The following is a 13,408-nucleotide window of genomic DNA, read 5'->3' as shown; positions in this document are numbered from 1 at the left end:
TTTTCATCAATTTAATTTTTTGCAGCAAGCTTTTCTTCTATATGAATAGAAAAAGAGAAAAATCACTTCAGCTCACCAGACTCCAAAGGAAACGGAATGTCCCGTTCTCCACCATGATCAAGATGCCGAGTCCGATAAAGACAACCGGCACAATCCAGCGTTCCCATTTTTCAATCGTTTCAGAGACCGATTTAACGGATGCCAAACGGTAACTGAGGTAACACAAAATAGCGATCATAATGGCAAAGACGACAAGCATCACAACGGTTTCACTTGGATTTAAGGTTGAAAAGTAGGGTATGTAGACACCGATGTTATCCCCGCCAGCCGCCAGTGTAATGACCGTTATGGTGACAAACAAGCGATTGGACTTGCCGGAAGACAAGCGGGACAGGAGATCCTCTTCGTCGTTCTCTTCTTCCTCTCGCTTCCAAACCTTGACTCCCAAATAAATCGGTATGAGACCGAGCAGGCCGACCCAGTGAGTCGGTACGAGCGTCAAGCCATACGCAGCCAATAGACTGACACCCACTAATATGGCTGTTCCCAAATATTGACCGATGACTATGGATTTTAACTGACCTTTTTTCATCGTCTGCGAAAACAGGATCAACAAAATGATGACATAATCAATGCTGGTCGCAACGTAAGCTGCAACAGCGGAAAAAATTGTCGTAATCAGCTCCACCAACTCCTTTGTGGATACTAGAGCCAACTAATATCCTTCTAATAGTTATACGTTCAAACGAACGTTTGATTAATGCAAGTGTACAAATATTTCGCTAGATTGTCAATTATACATTCAAATGATTGTTTTAATATTTGAACAGGCTTGTTAGAATGAACAGGGAGTGACAAGCGGCAAGGCGAATCGGAAAATTGGTATAGCTAATCCGGACTTGTCCTGTTAAGCATTCTATTTCTATGAATGCTAGAAAATGTATGTGGGAACGATGCCGAGTAATTGATTGATAAATCACGATAGGAAAGAGGGTTACTATGAAGAAGAACAATAAGAAGAAACAATCGGGGATGAAGCTCGCTGTTCTCCTGACGTTAGTGGCAGTTGGGATTCTCGCAGCAATCGTAGTATTGACAAATCAGGAAAGCACCTCATCAGTGGAAACCGCTGGAGTTGATATTACTGGCCAGCCAACACTTGGAGAAAGTGGTGCACCGGTCACAGTCATCGAATTTGGCGACTTCAAGTGCCCGTCCTGTAAAGCATGGGGAGAAATGGTGTATCCGCAGCTGGTGGCGGACTATGTTGACACAGGAGATGTGAAATTCTCCTATATCAATGTTCTCTTCCATGGCAATGAATCGGTCGTGGGCTCTTTGGCAGCTGAAGCCGTTTACGAACAAAGCCCGGAATCCTATTGGGACTTCCACAAAGCCTTATTCGCGGCACAGCCGTCTGAAAATCATGATGCTGCCTGGCTGACACCGGAGAAAGCCCTGGAAGTGGCCGCCGGATTTCCAGCCATTGACCAAGCCCAGATGAAAGCGGACATGGAACAGCAAGAGACGATGGATAAAGTGGATGCGGATAAGACTTTGGTAGAAGAGCATGGGGTAGCTATGACACCGACAATTGTCGTCAATGGACAGACGTTGGAAGATCCATTTGATTACGATGCCATCAAAGCGCTGATTGATGAAGCGTTAGCGGAGGAAAACTAATGGAAGAGACCCACAAACACTCGGATAAAAGTGGCTTCTGGCTGTACGGGGCTTGGTTCGTCTCGTTGATGGCGACGCTCGGCAGTCTGTATTTCAGTGAGATCAAGGGGTTCATCCCGTGTGACCTTTGCTGGTTCCAGCGGATTTTCATGTATCCGCTCGTGTTGATTTTAGGGATTGCGACGTTCCAGAACGATTGGAAGATTGCCCGTTATGCCCTGCCGTTATCGGTTATCGGGGGAAGTATCTCGGTCATGCATTACATGGAGCAAAAGATTTCAGGATTTGGAGGGATTCGCCCCTGTGTGAGTGGGGTTCCCTGCAGCGCGGAATATATCAACTGGCTGGGGTTCATCACCATTCCGTTCCTTGCCCTTGTTGCTTTTCTCTTAATTAGTATTGCGATGTTAATTTTAATCGTGAAGAAAAGAGTGAATTGATAAACCGCATCTGACAATCAATTACGGTCCATCTTTTTTTACAAAAGGCGGCGATAGGTCAGTTAAGGTAATATACAACTCAATCACCAAAAAGGAGATCAATTTATGGCTGAAGTAAGTTTATTGCTGGCGTTTGGCGCTGGACTGTTATCATTCATTTCTCCCTGTGCCCTACCGTTATATCCGGCTTTTCTATCCTATATTACCGGAGTTTCGGTCAATGATTTAAAAGAAGGCAAGGGAATGATGAGAAGCACCGCGTTGATTCACACGATTTTATTTTTAATTGGATTTTCTATCATTTTTTTAGCGTTGGGTTTATCAACTTCGCTTCTCGGAAACTTCTTCTTGGAATATCAAGTCCTTTTACGCCAACTAGGCGCTATTTTGATGGTATTTTTCGGGTTGGTCTTAACAGGCGTTTTGAAATTTGATTTTCTGCTTTCGGATAAAAAAATCCAATTTCAGAAAAGACCTTCCGGATATGCCGGTTCTGTCCTGATCGGCATCGGTTTTGCGGCTGGATGGACGCCGTGTACCGGTCCAATACTGGCGGGCGTGATTGCGCTCGGAGTAGCGGACCCGGACCGTGGACTCCTTTACATGCTGTTTTATGTCCTGGGCTTTTCGATTCCTTTTCTCTTAATGTCGTTATTTATTGAGAAAATGAGTTTCTTGAAGAAGAGAAGTGCTCTTTTCATGTCAGTTGGCGGAGCACTGATGATTCTGATGGGCGTTTTACTTTACTTTGACATGATGACTGAAATCATCGCTTTTCTATCGCAATTCACGGGTGGATTCACCGGATTTTAACAGACCGGACTTAAAATACTTAGAAAGGGTGTGACACTATATGACTGCTAAAAAGAAGAAAAAGAAGAATCGTTTGATAATGAGGACAAGCATCTTGCTTGTCCTAGTCGGAGCTATTGCCTTCACCATCTACAACGGGGTCACAAAGGAGAAAAATGATTTGCTGCAGGTTGGAGATATGGCACCCGATTTTGCATTGACTGATTTGAACGGGGAACGGCATCAGCTGTCGGATTATAAAGGACAAGGGGTGTTCGTGAACTTCTGGGGAACTTGGTGCAAACCGTGCGAGAAAGAATTTCCGCTGATGGAAAAACAATACCAAGTATACAAAGATCAGGGCGTGGAGATACTGGCCGTCAACATTGCTCAGTCGGATTATGAAGTGAGACAATTTGCCGAACAGCGGAATTTAACGTTCCCGATTGTCATCGACAAGGACAAAAGTGTGATGGAAGCCTACAATATTCGCCCGTTGCCGACTACTCTATTAGTAAATTCAGAGGGGAAAATCGAGAAGATCATTACAGGTGAAATGTCGGAGGAAGACATTCAAAGCTATATGGAACAGATTAAACCAGCAGAGCTTTGAAAGAGTATTCTTTTAGTGGAACCACTATATTTACGAATGGTTTCACAGCAAATGGCGTCTAAGAAAGGAACTCCTTAGGCGCTTTATTCTATTTAACTATGGCTTTCCGGAATAAGGAGTAGAATTTTAACTGCTTTGAATTGATGTTTACATATGAGGGATTATCGGAAGAGAAGTAACTAACAAGTTATTTCTCTTCTTTTTGTTTGGATAAGTAGACTATCAGGAACGCTATTTGTAGGAAACTTAGGTTTTTAATATGTATGGTTCATTTCTAATCTTTGAATCTATTAAAAAGAAAATTGTTTGTTGCAATACCTATCAAATTGAGGAAGAGAGGGTAGGGAATTAGTAAAGAAGAAATGGGGGAACGGCAGTGGAAATTTTTTATTTATTCATAGGGATTTTCTTGTTAGCAGCAGGAATTCTGGATTTTTTATGGACGACCTTATGGGTGGACGGAGGAGCCGGCCCGCTTACGAATCGATTGGCTGCGATTACGTGGAAGAGTTTGAAGCGAATGAGCAAAAAAGTTCCAAAACTTCTCAGCTTCTCCGGTCCGCTTATCATTACGCTTACGATTAATTTATGGATTTTATTGATATGGATGGGATGGACATTCATATTTGCGGGAAGCGGGACTTCAATTTTGGATTCAACCGATAATCATCCGGTTTCTTGGGTAGAAAGAATTTACTATACCGGCTACAGCATCATCACATTAGGAAATGGGGAATACAGCCCGAAAGAAGGAGGGTGGCAAATTGCGTCCATACTTGCTTCCGGAACTGGGATGCTATTGATTACCATGAGTGTCACTTACATACTTTCCGTGATTAATTCTGTAACGCAACAACGTTCTTTTGCCGATAGTGTCACGGCTATGGGGAAAAGTGGCGTGGAAATGGTGAAAAACTCATGGAATGGGAAAAATTTTCGGAATGTGGATTTGCTTTTGAATACATTTGCCGCCCAATTGTCCAGTATAGCTGAACAAAAGAAGGCCTACCCGATTCTGCAATATTACTATAGTGAGAATTCGGGAAAAGCGATAGCGCCGGTATTGGCACAATTAGATGATGCGGTAACCATCTGGCAATTTGGCATCCCGGAAGAGAATGTGCCCAATCAACTCCTTTTGCAGCAGGTTCGCTCGGGGATTGTCAGTTACTTAAATACATTTGAAGGAGATATGGACAATGCTCCTGATAATTTGCCTCCACGTCTTGACTTAGCTGAAGTCCAAGCCGCCCATTTGCCCACTGTTTCTAAGGAAGCTTTTGAAGAGGAAGTGAAGGCTCGCGAAGACCACCGCAGAAAATTGCTGCGGTTAGTTCAAGAAGAAGACCGGGAATGGCCAGGGGAAAAAGGAGAGAGGTAGATACTTCAACTAAAGTGGGGATGTGCATGTTTTAGTCAAGTAGATTTGAATGTAACCTAAGTGCAGTTAAATTACATTCACCACTTTGATTCCATTAACTTCGAAGAGCCGAAAAAGAAATTGAATTTGCTGGAAATAATCATACATTGATAAGCTTATATACCAGACTTTGTAATTGAGCTTCTAAAGAGCGAAGTTTCCATTTCTAAGCGTTATCGAAAGCTAACAAACAAAAAGGAGACATTCAGAATATTGTCGAATGTCTCCTTTTTGTATTAAGTCCTTACACCGTTCGCCGCAAGAGGATTCTTCCTTTGTAAGCAATCAAGCTGACGATAGCCAATAAAATTCCGGATAAGATGAAGACACCCCGAATACCAAATGCATCTGCTAAAACACCCATTAAGAGAGAAGCAATCCCGAAGGTTCCCGTACCAATTGCTCCGAGTGTGGTAAACACGGTCGGCAATTGAACTTTTGGAACACTTGTCTGGACGACCGTCTGTTGCGGAATGTTTTTGAGTTGGCCTGAAACTCCAACCAAAAAAGAAAAAAGCAATGCTACCAACGGCAGGCTTGTCAATCCAAAGAAGATGGTGACTAGGCTGCTGGAGATGGCTCCGATAAAAATAAAGTGGCTGAGTCTCTGTTCGATCCACTCTGAAAACCGTAGACAAAATAGACTGCCCGCAATCAATCCCAGGAAAAATGCGCCGTTAATGAATCCCCACCATTTTTCACCTGCCATTAGGGCATCACTGACGAAGACATAGAGAATCGCGGCAATCCAAACCGTGCCAGCAATCGTCTCTAACACATCCATCCAGACAATTCGTTTGAGTACAGGCGAAGTGGAGACGGTCTGCCAGCCTTGGGTGATTTGCTGCCACTTCCCATGTGCCTTCGAAGGGGCAAAGTCGACAGTTTCTAAAAAGCTTAGGAGCAGGCTGGAAACCAAAAACAAGCCAGCTGTCAACCAGACCAATTCATTTGCAGAGAGCCATATCAACAAGGAGCTGCCAACAAACCACATGGTGGTCTGGATCAGCTGGGTAACCGTTTCCGTAAGGCCATTCGCTTTCAGCAGCTGTTCGCTCTTCACATAGTTCGGAATGAGGGACTGGGTCACCGGATTGGCACAGCCGTCCAATAAGGCGACTAGGCTAATGACCAAAAACAGTCCGTAAAAATTAGACAATGAGAGTTGCGGCAGAAAGAATGCCAAAACAAGAAGCAGGATGGTTTTTCCCATCTGCGAACATGCCAATAGCCATTTCAGATTGAACCGCTGCATCAGCAAAGGCGTCAAGGCATTTGAGATGAACATTGAGCTGGTGATAGTAAATGGCACAAAAGCAGCTGCAGTAGCTGATCCGGTCAATTCAAAAATAACGTAAATGATGCTGACAATGTACAGGACATCGCCTATATTGGCAAGTGATTGCCCGGTCAGCAATAAGTTGAAATTTCGATTCAGTTTCATGATTCAGTTCCCCCAAGAGTTCATTTCTTAAATGATTTCTACTAAAGGGGAGTTATCAAATTGGACGAATGGGCATGATAGCAGTTCCTTTCCGGTTGAAGATAAATCTTGGGGGACTTCGATTTATCGAAAAGTTTGATTGTTTCCATTATACCTATGAAAAGCTAGAAACATATAGCTCTAATAGCAAAGAATGGATATAAAAATAAAGTAATGAAAAGAAAAAGGAAAACCGACACGATAAAGTTATGATCTTTCAGTTAAAGGAAACAGAAAGCATTATAATGGAGAAAGTTTAATAATAATCCATTAGGGAGAAAAAATATAAAGGCAAAGGAAAAATAGCCCTATCTATGCTATGGTTTCTGGAAAGTAAAAAGGAGAGTGGTCGAATGAACATAGCTGTGTATGTTGCCAGTGCGTTTAGTAAAGACGGGAAAGGTGGAAATAAAGCAGGCGTCGTATTCATGGAGGAACTATTGACAACTGCTCAAAAAATGGAAATTGCGAAGCAGTTAGGCTTTGCGGAAACGGCTTTTATTTCAGAGTCGGAAATGGCTGATTACAAATTGGAATATTTCACGCCAAAAGAAGAAGTGCCGTTATGCGGACATGCGACCATCGGTGCGTTTGCAATCTTAATGCATATACATAAGATTTTTAAGGATCGCTATACGATTGAAACTAAGAGCGGGGTCCTGTCTATTACAATTAAAGATGATTTGATATATATGGAACAAAATAAACCGGAATTCTATGAAGTTATCCCTCCAAATGAGTTGATCGGCTGCTTTGATTTGGAAGCGATAAAACCTGAACATCCCATACAAATTGTTTCAACGGGCTTAAAAGACATACTCATTCCCATTAAAACTGAAACTCAATTACGGACAGTGAATCCCAATTTTGAAAAAATCAAAGCTATCAGTAAGGCCTACCAGGTAGTCGGGATGCATTTGTATGCTTTTGAAGGGAACCGGATCGTCTGCAGGAACTTTGCTCCGTTGTACGACATCAATGAAGAAGCCGCAACTGGAACTTCAAACGCGGCATTGGCTTGCTACCTCTACGAACGGTTGGGTTTGCAAAAAGAAGAGTATATTTTCGATCAAGGATACTCTTTGAATTCACCATCTGAAATTGCAGTAAAATTAACGGTCAATAAATGGGAGCAAGTAGAAAAAGTCCGTGTTGGCGGAAAAGGGTATTTTTGTGAATTGAAGTATTTGAATTTATAAGTGAGGAGGTCGAACAATGATTGAAAAAATTAGGCGATCAATTAACAGCGGCAACTATGAATCAGATTTATATATAGAATTTACTAAATTTCAGCAAGACGAAGACAGTTTGATCCTGACATGTTCTATTTATATAGAAGAAGCTGAAGAAGGAAAATTAGTGGAGCAATGGCTAATCCAGTGCCTGAACTGGCAAGATTATCGACTCGAGTCCTTTATCTCCTGGGAAGAAGAGGAGTTTGAGGTGACAAATGACCATCCATTTCTCTGGGATTATCACGAATCGTTGATCGAGCTTTACTTTCGAGGAGAACCCAAGGAGATTTTAGCGCTTATAGGAGCTTTGTATTTAAAGCATTGCAGCCTCACGGAAAATTTAATTCCTCTTAGCCAATACGTAAACATAAATGCAGGTGCTGGAGACTTAGAAAAGTTGCTAAACGGCAACCATGGCTTGTTCTCTATGGCCCCGCAAATTTTAACCGAAGCTTATCGGGAGCTATTGGAGGCCTATGGATTTTCGACTTCCCTGCTGATGCAAAAAGAGATGCAGCACCCTGAGGAGTTCAAGCTTCTCCGGTTAGGACCGTCATATATTATCGCAAAAGAATTTAAAGCAATTCAATTGGATATAGAAAACTTCAGTGTATAAAAGAATGGTTCACGATATTTAAGGAGCGGCTTTAAACTCATAGGTTTCATTCAAATCGACTAACCTCCAATATATACGTCAAAAGAGGAAGAGGAGGGGAAGGTTTAAAGGAGGTGGCAGCTATGGATGAATATAAAATCGTAAAAAAGATTATCGATGAATGGGATCCAATTGGCTTAATGGACCCGGATTGGTACGAGGATGAATATGATCCTGAAATGAAAGACATTGTAGCCCTCCTGCCTGAAGCGAAATCAGCTGATGAACTGGCTTTACGCATTAGACAGGTTTTCATCAAATGGTTTGGAATATTTATCTCCGTCGAAAAATGTTATCCAGCAGCGTTGAACATATGGGCGGAGGTCAAGAAAATATAGGCTGGCATCTTGCTGCACCTCGCATAAAAAGCGATTTGGAAATTTCCAAATCGCTTTTTGCTATTCTTGCTTATTGGGTTTATTATCGAGCATCGAACGCAGTTCACTGATTTCTTCATCAGAAAAGGTGTCTTCCTGGATAAATTGGACCAGCATGGATTTTAGCGTACCTCCGTAGATGCGTTTTACAAAGGATTCAGTCTCCGCGCGCTGATACTTTTCTCGGGTATAGAGCGGGGAAAAAGTGTAGACGCGCTGATCTTTGTTTACAGCGACAACTTCTTTTTGAACCAATCGATCCAGCAGCGTGCGGATGGTTTTCGGTTTCCAGTCGGTGCTTTCCTGCAATGCGAGGGTGATGTCGTTTGCTGTTTGAGGAGCTTTATCCCATAGGACGTTCATGATTTCCCATTCGGACGCTGAAATGCTTGGGATGTTTTTCTCCACGTTATTCTCTCCGTTTCCTTAATAGATTTCCAGATGTTGAAGAACGGACTGCGTGATGGCTGCTGCTTTGCTGCCGGAAGCACCGTCTTTGCCTTCAAGATTGGTAGCAAAAAAATAAGTGTTGGCCTCTTTTTCCACATATCCGATAAACCAGCCATTGACGTCTTTTCCGTTCACTGTACCGGTGCCTGTTTTTCCGGACAAACGCGCACCGTTCTTCGTATCCAACCGCAATGCGTTCTTCACGGTTCGGATCGAGCGGTCTCCATACCCCAATTGGTTGTCAAAGAACGCCTGCAGCAGCTGGACTTGCTCGATAGGAGAAATTTTCAAAGAAGATTCCTGCCAGAACTGATCCACTCCGCCTGAAACATCCGCATTGCCATAATGGAGCTGATGGAGATTGGCTTCGATGGCATCCAGCCCATTTTTTCGGTCTATTGTATGGAAGTACCAATTGACGGATTGCTGCAAAGCGGAAGACACGTTCTGGTCCTTTTCCCATTCTTCAAACGACTGTTCCGTTCCGTCCCATGGAAGCGTGGAAGATTCAGGAGTTATGGCCTTCGTTTCCAAAGCGAACAATGCACTATAAATTTTGTACGTGGAAGCCGGCGATACCCGTACGGTGCTTTTTTCTGCATTGAAGAGGTGATATTGCTGCGACTGTTGGTCGTATAGAACAAAACTTCCTTCAAATCCTCTAAAGAACGGCTCGAACTCCTCAATAATGGCTCCATCGATGTTAAAGGAATAGTCATTGTCTCCCATAGAAAAAGCGGAGACAACAGGCACTTGCAGCATCAGCAAGAAACCCGACAAGGCGTATATCAAGAAGCTTTTTCCTTTCGATTGTTTTTCCGAATGTGAAAAAGCGGAAATTTCTTTGATCCGTTTTTTTAATTGAATCTTCGAATCATTGAATGGGGTCATTAATGGCAACTTAGCGGCCCGTTTTGACCGATCGAGAAAATCGATCAGCGTATGGCCATAAGCGCTAAAGGCATCCGGGTCCAATCGCTTTAAGACAGCTGCATCACATGCGATTTCCCGGTCCATCCGCATTTCTCTGAAAGCCAGCCAAATCAACGGATTGAACCAGTACATCACTTGATAAAACAGCATTGCGCAATTGGTCAGTAAATCCTTATTTTTGAAATGGCTCAATTCATGAAGAAAAATGTATTCATGCTGCTTCAATGATAACCGAGATTTGCTTGATGCGGGAAGAATGATGGTGGTTTTAACAAGTCCGTATATCATTGGCGAATGCACTCGATCTGAGTAAATGATGTTTATCGGTTTTATTAATTTCATTCTTTCTTTGCATTCTTCCAAAAGGTTGAGAATTTGCGGGTCGGAACAGGCAAAAGCAGCCGCTGTGATTTTCCGAAGACGAAGCCATCCGCGTACCAGCATAAAAGTGACACTTAAGGCACCTAGAAGCCAAACCGCTATGGCTGCGGTATTGAATAATGGCAGGTCCCACTGGTCCACGGATACGGAAAAGTCCTGGATCAGATGGCGTCCGGACGCTGTCGCGCTTCCGGATGCTGCATCGGCAGAACCGGAAGCGGGCAGATACGAATTGGCTGCCTCGAAGAAAGCGTTCAATTGATTAAAATCCATCGGGATAAAGGGGAGCGTGAGAGCCATAAAAAGAAACAGCCATAAACGGTAACGCCATATGGCTGTTAAGTGGCGCCCAAACCACTTTCGAATAAGCAAAATCGCCACTGCGGAAAACGAAGATACCACGATCGCTGCAGCCAAAATGGATAAAAACACGTCATTCAACACCTGCTTTCAGTTTAGTCAACCAGCTCTCAGGCTGCCATAAGGAATTGAAGTTTTTTGATTACACATGTAATACTATGCCTTGAAGATTACAAGACTACAAATATAATCTGTGGTGCAGGAGTAAAAGAGCTTTTATTTTTCTCCAGCAGCATCCACTTATTGAGGAGGTTTACATCATGAAGAAGATTTACCTGTTAGTTGTGCTTCTAATCGCGGCGTTCATCACATCCGCCTGTTCCGATGAGAGCGAACAAGCGGCTGAAAAAAGTCCATTAGCCAGTGCAGAATTTAAACAGTTGGAAAAAGACTATGGCGCAAGACTCGGGGTCTATGCTATTGATACGGGGACTAAGGAAACGGTGGCTTACCGGGAGGATGAACGATTTGCCTATGCCTCTCTTGTTAAAGCACTTGCTTCGGCTGTGCTGTTAAAACAAAATCCCCTGTCTATTCTGGAAGAGACCAGGACTTTCACGGAAGACGATGTGGTTCCGTATTCCCCGGTAACGGAAAACTGGGTGAACAAAGAAATGGGGCTAGGCCAAATCATCGAAGCCGCAATGCAGCAAAGTGATAATACGGCGGGGAATCTGCTGTTTGCAGAAGTAGGAGGATCGAAAGGATTGGAACAAGCGTTGCGGGAAAGCGGCGATGAGACGACGATTGTTGAACGGAAGGAGCCGCAATTGAATGAAGCGGTTCCCGGCGACAAGCGGGACACCAGTACGCCTCGAGCGCTTGCCGCTGACTTAGAACTGTTTGGAACCAGCGAATACCTTTCAGAAGAAAAGCAAAACCTGTTCACGAACTGGCTTAAAGAAAGTACGACCGGCGATTCTCTTATTCGAGCGGGCTTACCTGAAGACTGGATAGTCGGAGATAAAAGCGGGGCCGGCAGCTACGGAACCCGAAACGATCTGGCGATTGCATGGCCGCCCAATCGATAACCAATAGTCCTGGTCATCTTGTCCAGCCGGGATGAGGCAGATGCAGCGTATAACGATGAACTGATCGCCAAAGCGGCAAATATAGTGGCGGAGGCTTTTGCAGAAAATGGTTAAGGAATTTGATAATAAATACACCCAAACTATATGAACAAATAAAAATCTCCCAAAAGCGACAATAAAAGCGGTCGCTTTCGGAAGACGGGAGAAATATGGCGTTAAGGCAATCAGGACTTGCCATTCAAGCGAAGTGCCGTTCGATACAAAACATCGACGCCTGCGAAAAGCGACTCTTCGTTGATGTCAAAGCATGGGTGGTGGTGGCCGGCAGCGAGGTCTGTGCCTACGATGCAATAAGTTGCTTCACCGCCCCGGGATTGTACGCGTTTCATGAAATAGGTGGCATCTTCAGAGCCGGAGGAACTGAGGTCTTCTAGCTTCACATGGTCAATGTAAGAAGAGCCTTTTGCGGCTTCGGCCAATTGTTCGGCAAGGGCAAGAGATGAATCGCAATTGATCGCTTCACCTGCAAGGTCAATTTGATAAGCAACGCCGTACATTTGAGCCGCTCCTTTAATGACCGATACCGCTTGTTCTTTAATGAACTGGTTAATGGAAGCATCTGCGCCGCGGGTTTCAACTTTCATCTCGGCCGTGTCAGCAATGATGTTCCGCCCGCTTCCGGCATGGAGTTCACCGACGTTGACGCGGGAGGCTCCGGCTGCATGGCGAGAAATGGCATGCATATTAAGCGCAGCGCTAGCTGCAGCCAACAGCGCGTTGCGTCCATCCTGCGGTTGGGCTCCGGCATGGGCTGCGGTGCCGGAGAACGAAACATTCATCTTGGTGGTGGCGAGAAAGCCGTTTGCTGCTGCGACAAAGTGACGGTGCGGCACGCCGGTTCCTAGATGAACCGCAATGAAACGGTCAACATCATCGACAACACCTGCAGCTGTCATTGATTTGGCACCTCGAACACCTTCCTCTGCCGGTTGAAAGATGATGCGGATGGTTCCGTTCAACTGCTCGGTATTTTCTGCCACTAAATTGGCCAAGCCGAGGCCTATTGAAGTATGGCCATCGTGGCCGCAGGCATGCATCGAGCCTGGCGCGATGGAACGGAAACCTTCTTTTTGCGGGAAGTGGCCGGTCTCGTCGCTTTCTAAGATTGGCAAGGCATCCATATCAAATCGGAACGCTGTAACCGGTCCAGTTTTTCCGGTTTTCCAGTCTGCGACAATTCCTGTGAACCCTTCCTGAAACCGATCAATATATTTCAAATCAGCTCCATTGTTCGCTGCCCATTTCGCGTGCGCCGCAATGGTTTGGGCAGAAGGGCGTCCCATCATCTTTCCGGAATCCATTACGTCACGGCCAGTGCGGAGCGAGAAGCCTAGCCGGTCCAGTTCTGCTAGTACAATCGATGCTGTACGCATCTCAAGGAAACCTTGCTCTGGATAGCGGTGAAAATCCCTGCGCCATTTTATGAGCTGCTGTTTTAATTGTTCATTCATCTTTTCCCATCCTTTTATCAGATTAAAATGAAAGCTGGCCGGTT

General features: G+C 44.3%; 13 protein-coding genes and 1 pseudogene. 9 read left to right on the top strand and 5 right to left on the bottom strand.

The window, feature by feature from the left end:
* Window positions 1–67: 67 nt before the first annotated feature.
* Entirely contained in the window at window positions 68–682 is a 615-nt protein-coding gene (locus AC2EXB_RS10335; RefSeq protein ID WP_203333311.1) for a CadD family cadmium resistance transporter, read from the bottom strand.
* Between the two features lie 317 nt (window positions 683–999).
* Between AC2EXB_RS10335 and AC2EXB_RS10330 the strand changes: the two genes are divergently transcribed.
* From AC2EXB_RS10330 to AC2EXB_RS10310, 5 genes are all read left to right on the top strand, one after another.
* The gene (locus AC2EXB_RS10330) at window positions 1,000–1,683 is read left to right on the top strand and encodes a DsbA family protein (RefSeq protein WP_203332934.1); all 684 of its coding nucleotides are present in this window, start codon (window positions 1,000–1,002) and stop codon (window positions 1,681–1,683) included.
* The gene (locus AC2EXB_RS10325; RefSeq protein WP_203332933.1) at window positions 1,683–2,123 is read left to right on the top strand and encodes a disulfide oxidoreductase; all 441 of its coding nucleotides are present in this window, start codon (window positions 1,683–1,685) and stop codon (window positions 2,121–2,123) included. The genes AC2EXB_RS10330 and AC2EXB_RS10325 overlap by 1 nt, the downstream gene beginning before the upstream one ends.
* A gap of 105 nt (window positions 2,124–2,228) precedes the next feature.
* Complete coding sequence (locus AC2EXB_RS10320; protein WP_203332932.1) at window positions 2,229–2,936, top strand: cytochrome c biogenesis CcdA family protein; 708 nt, start codon at window positions 2,229–2,231, stop codon at window positions 2,934–2,936.
* A 40-nt stretch (window positions 2,937–2,976) separates the two neighbouring features.
* On the top strand, window positions 2,977–3,528 hold the full coding sequence (resA, locus tag AC2EXB_RS10315) for a thiol-disulfide oxidoreductase ResA (protein ID WP_483601286.1): 552 nt from the start codon (window positions 2,977–2,979) through the stop codon (window positions 3,526–3,528).
* A gap of 376 nt (window positions 3,529–3,904) precedes the next feature.
* Complete coding sequence (locus tag AC2EXB_RS10310; RefSeq protein WP_246808970.1) at window positions 3,905–4,909, top strand: potassium channel family protein; 1,005 nt, start codon at window positions 3,905–3,907, stop codon at window positions 4,907–4,909.
* 283 nt (window positions 4,910–5,192) lie between these two features.
* Here the strand turns inward: AC2EXB_RS10310 and AC2EXB_RS10305 are convergent, their stop codons facing one another.
* Window positions 5,193–6,392, bottom strand: a complete 1,200-nt coding sequence (locus AC2EXB_RS10305; protein ID WP_483601285.1) for an MFS transporter — start codon at window positions 6,390–6,392, stop codon at window positions 5,193–5,195.
* A 392-nt stretch (window positions 6,393–6,784) separates the two neighbouring features.
* Between AC2EXB_RS10305 and AC2EXB_RS10300 the strand changes: the two genes are divergently transcribed.
* The 3 genes from AC2EXB_RS10300 to AC2EXB_RS10290 all read left to right on the top strand — a co-directional run bounded on the left by AC2EXB_RS10300 (window position 6,785) and on the right by AC2EXB_RS10290 (window position 8,659).
* On the top strand, window positions 6,785–7,630 hold the full coding sequence (locus AC2EXB_RS10300; RefSeq protein ID WP_483601284.1) for a PhzF family phenazine biosynthesis protein: 846 nt from the start codon (window positions 6,785–6,787) through the stop codon (window positions 7,628–7,630).
* A 16-nt stretch (window positions 7,631–7,646) separates the two neighbouring features.
* Complete coding sequence (locus tag AC2EXB_RS10295) at window positions 7,647–8,282, top strand: hypothetical protein (RefSeq protein WP_483601283.1); 636 nt, start codon at window positions 7,647–7,649, stop codon at window positions 8,280–8,282.
* Window positions 8,283–8,404: 122 nt separating this feature from the next.
* Window positions 8,405–8,659 (top strand): DUF1871 family protein, encoded by a 255-nt coding sequence (locus AC2EXB_RS10290; RefSeq protein WP_483601282.1) that lies wholly within the window; start codon window positions 8,405–8,407, stop codon window positions 8,657–8,659.
* Between the two features lie 60 nt (window positions 8,660–8,719).
* Here AC2EXB_RS10290 and blaI read toward each other — a convergent pair whose 3' ends face one another.
* Both blaI and AC2EXB_RS10280 read right to left on the bottom strand, forming a co-directional pair.
* Complete coding sequence (blaI, locus tag AC2EXB_RS10285; protein ID WP_483601281.1) at window positions 8,720–9,106, bottom strand: penicillinase repressor BlaI; 387 nt, start codon at window positions 9,104–9,106, stop codon at window positions 8,720–8,722.
* A gap of 18 nt (window positions 9,107–9,124) precedes the next feature.
* Window positions 9,125–10,894 carry a BlaR1 family beta-lactam sensor/signal transducer gene (locus AC2EXB_RS10280; RefSeq protein ID WP_483601280.1) on the bottom strand — a complete coding sequence of 590 codons (1,770 nt, stop codon included), beginning with the start codon at window positions 10,892–10,894 and terminating at the stop codon, window positions 9,125–9,127.
* A gap of 188 nt (window positions 10,895–11,082) precedes the next feature.
* On the opposite strand from AC2EXB_RS10280, the pseudogene bla reads away from it, so the two are divergent.
* Window positions 11,083–11,967: pseudogene (bla, locus tag AC2EXB_RS10275) on the top strand (class A beta-lactamase).
* A gap of 110 nt (window positions 11,968–12,077) precedes the next feature.
* On the opposite strand, the gene AC2EXB_RS10270 reads toward bla, so the two are convergent.
* Window positions 12,078–13,364, bottom strand: coding sequence for an amidohydrolase (locus AC2EXB_RS10270; protein ID WP_483601279.1), 1,287 nt, complete (start codon window positions 13,362–13,364; stop codon window positions 12,078–12,080).
* Window positions 13,365–13,408 lie beyond the last annotated feature (44 nt).

This window comes from Planococcus alkaliphilus (assembly GCF_057031095.1).
This window is presented reverse-complemented; position numbering and strand designations above follow the sequence as displayed.

Coding starts and splice junctions, on each gene's coding strand:
- AC2EXB_RS10330 (WP_203332934.1), top strand. CDS start 1,000: ATGAAGAAGAACAATAAGAAGAAACAATCGGGGATGAAGCTCGCTGTT.
- AC2EXB_RS10325 (WP_203332933.1), top strand. CDS start 1,683: ATGGAAGAGACCCACAAACACTCGGATAAAAGTGGCTTCTGGCTGTAC.
- AC2EXB_RS10320 (WP_203332932.1), top strand. CDS start 2,229: ATGGCTGAAGTAAGTTTATTGCTGGCGTTTGGCGCTGGACTGTTATCA.
- resA (WP_483601286.1), top strand. CDS start 2,977: ATGACTGCTAAAAAGAAGAAAAAGAAGAATCGTTTGATAATGAGGACA.
- AC2EXB_RS10305 (WP_483601285.1), bottom strand. CDS start 6,392: ATGAAACTGAATCGAAATTTCAACTTATTGCTGACCGGGCAATCACTT.
- AC2EXB_RS10300 (WP_483601284.1), top strand. CDS start 6,785: ATGAACATAGCTGTGTATGTTGCCAGTGCGTTTAGTAAAGACGGGAAA.
- AC2EXB_RS10295 (WP_483601283.1), top strand. CDS start 7,647: ATGATTGAAAAAATTAGGCGATCAATTAACAGCGGCAACTATGAATCA.
- AC2EXB_RS10290 (WP_483601282.1), top strand. CDS start 8,405: ATGGATGAATATAAAATCGTAAAAAAGATTATCGATGAATGGGATCCA.
- AC2EXB_RS10270 (WP_483601279.1), bottom strand. CDS start 13,364: ATGAATGAACAATTAAAACAGCAGCTCATAAAATGGCGCAGGGATTTT.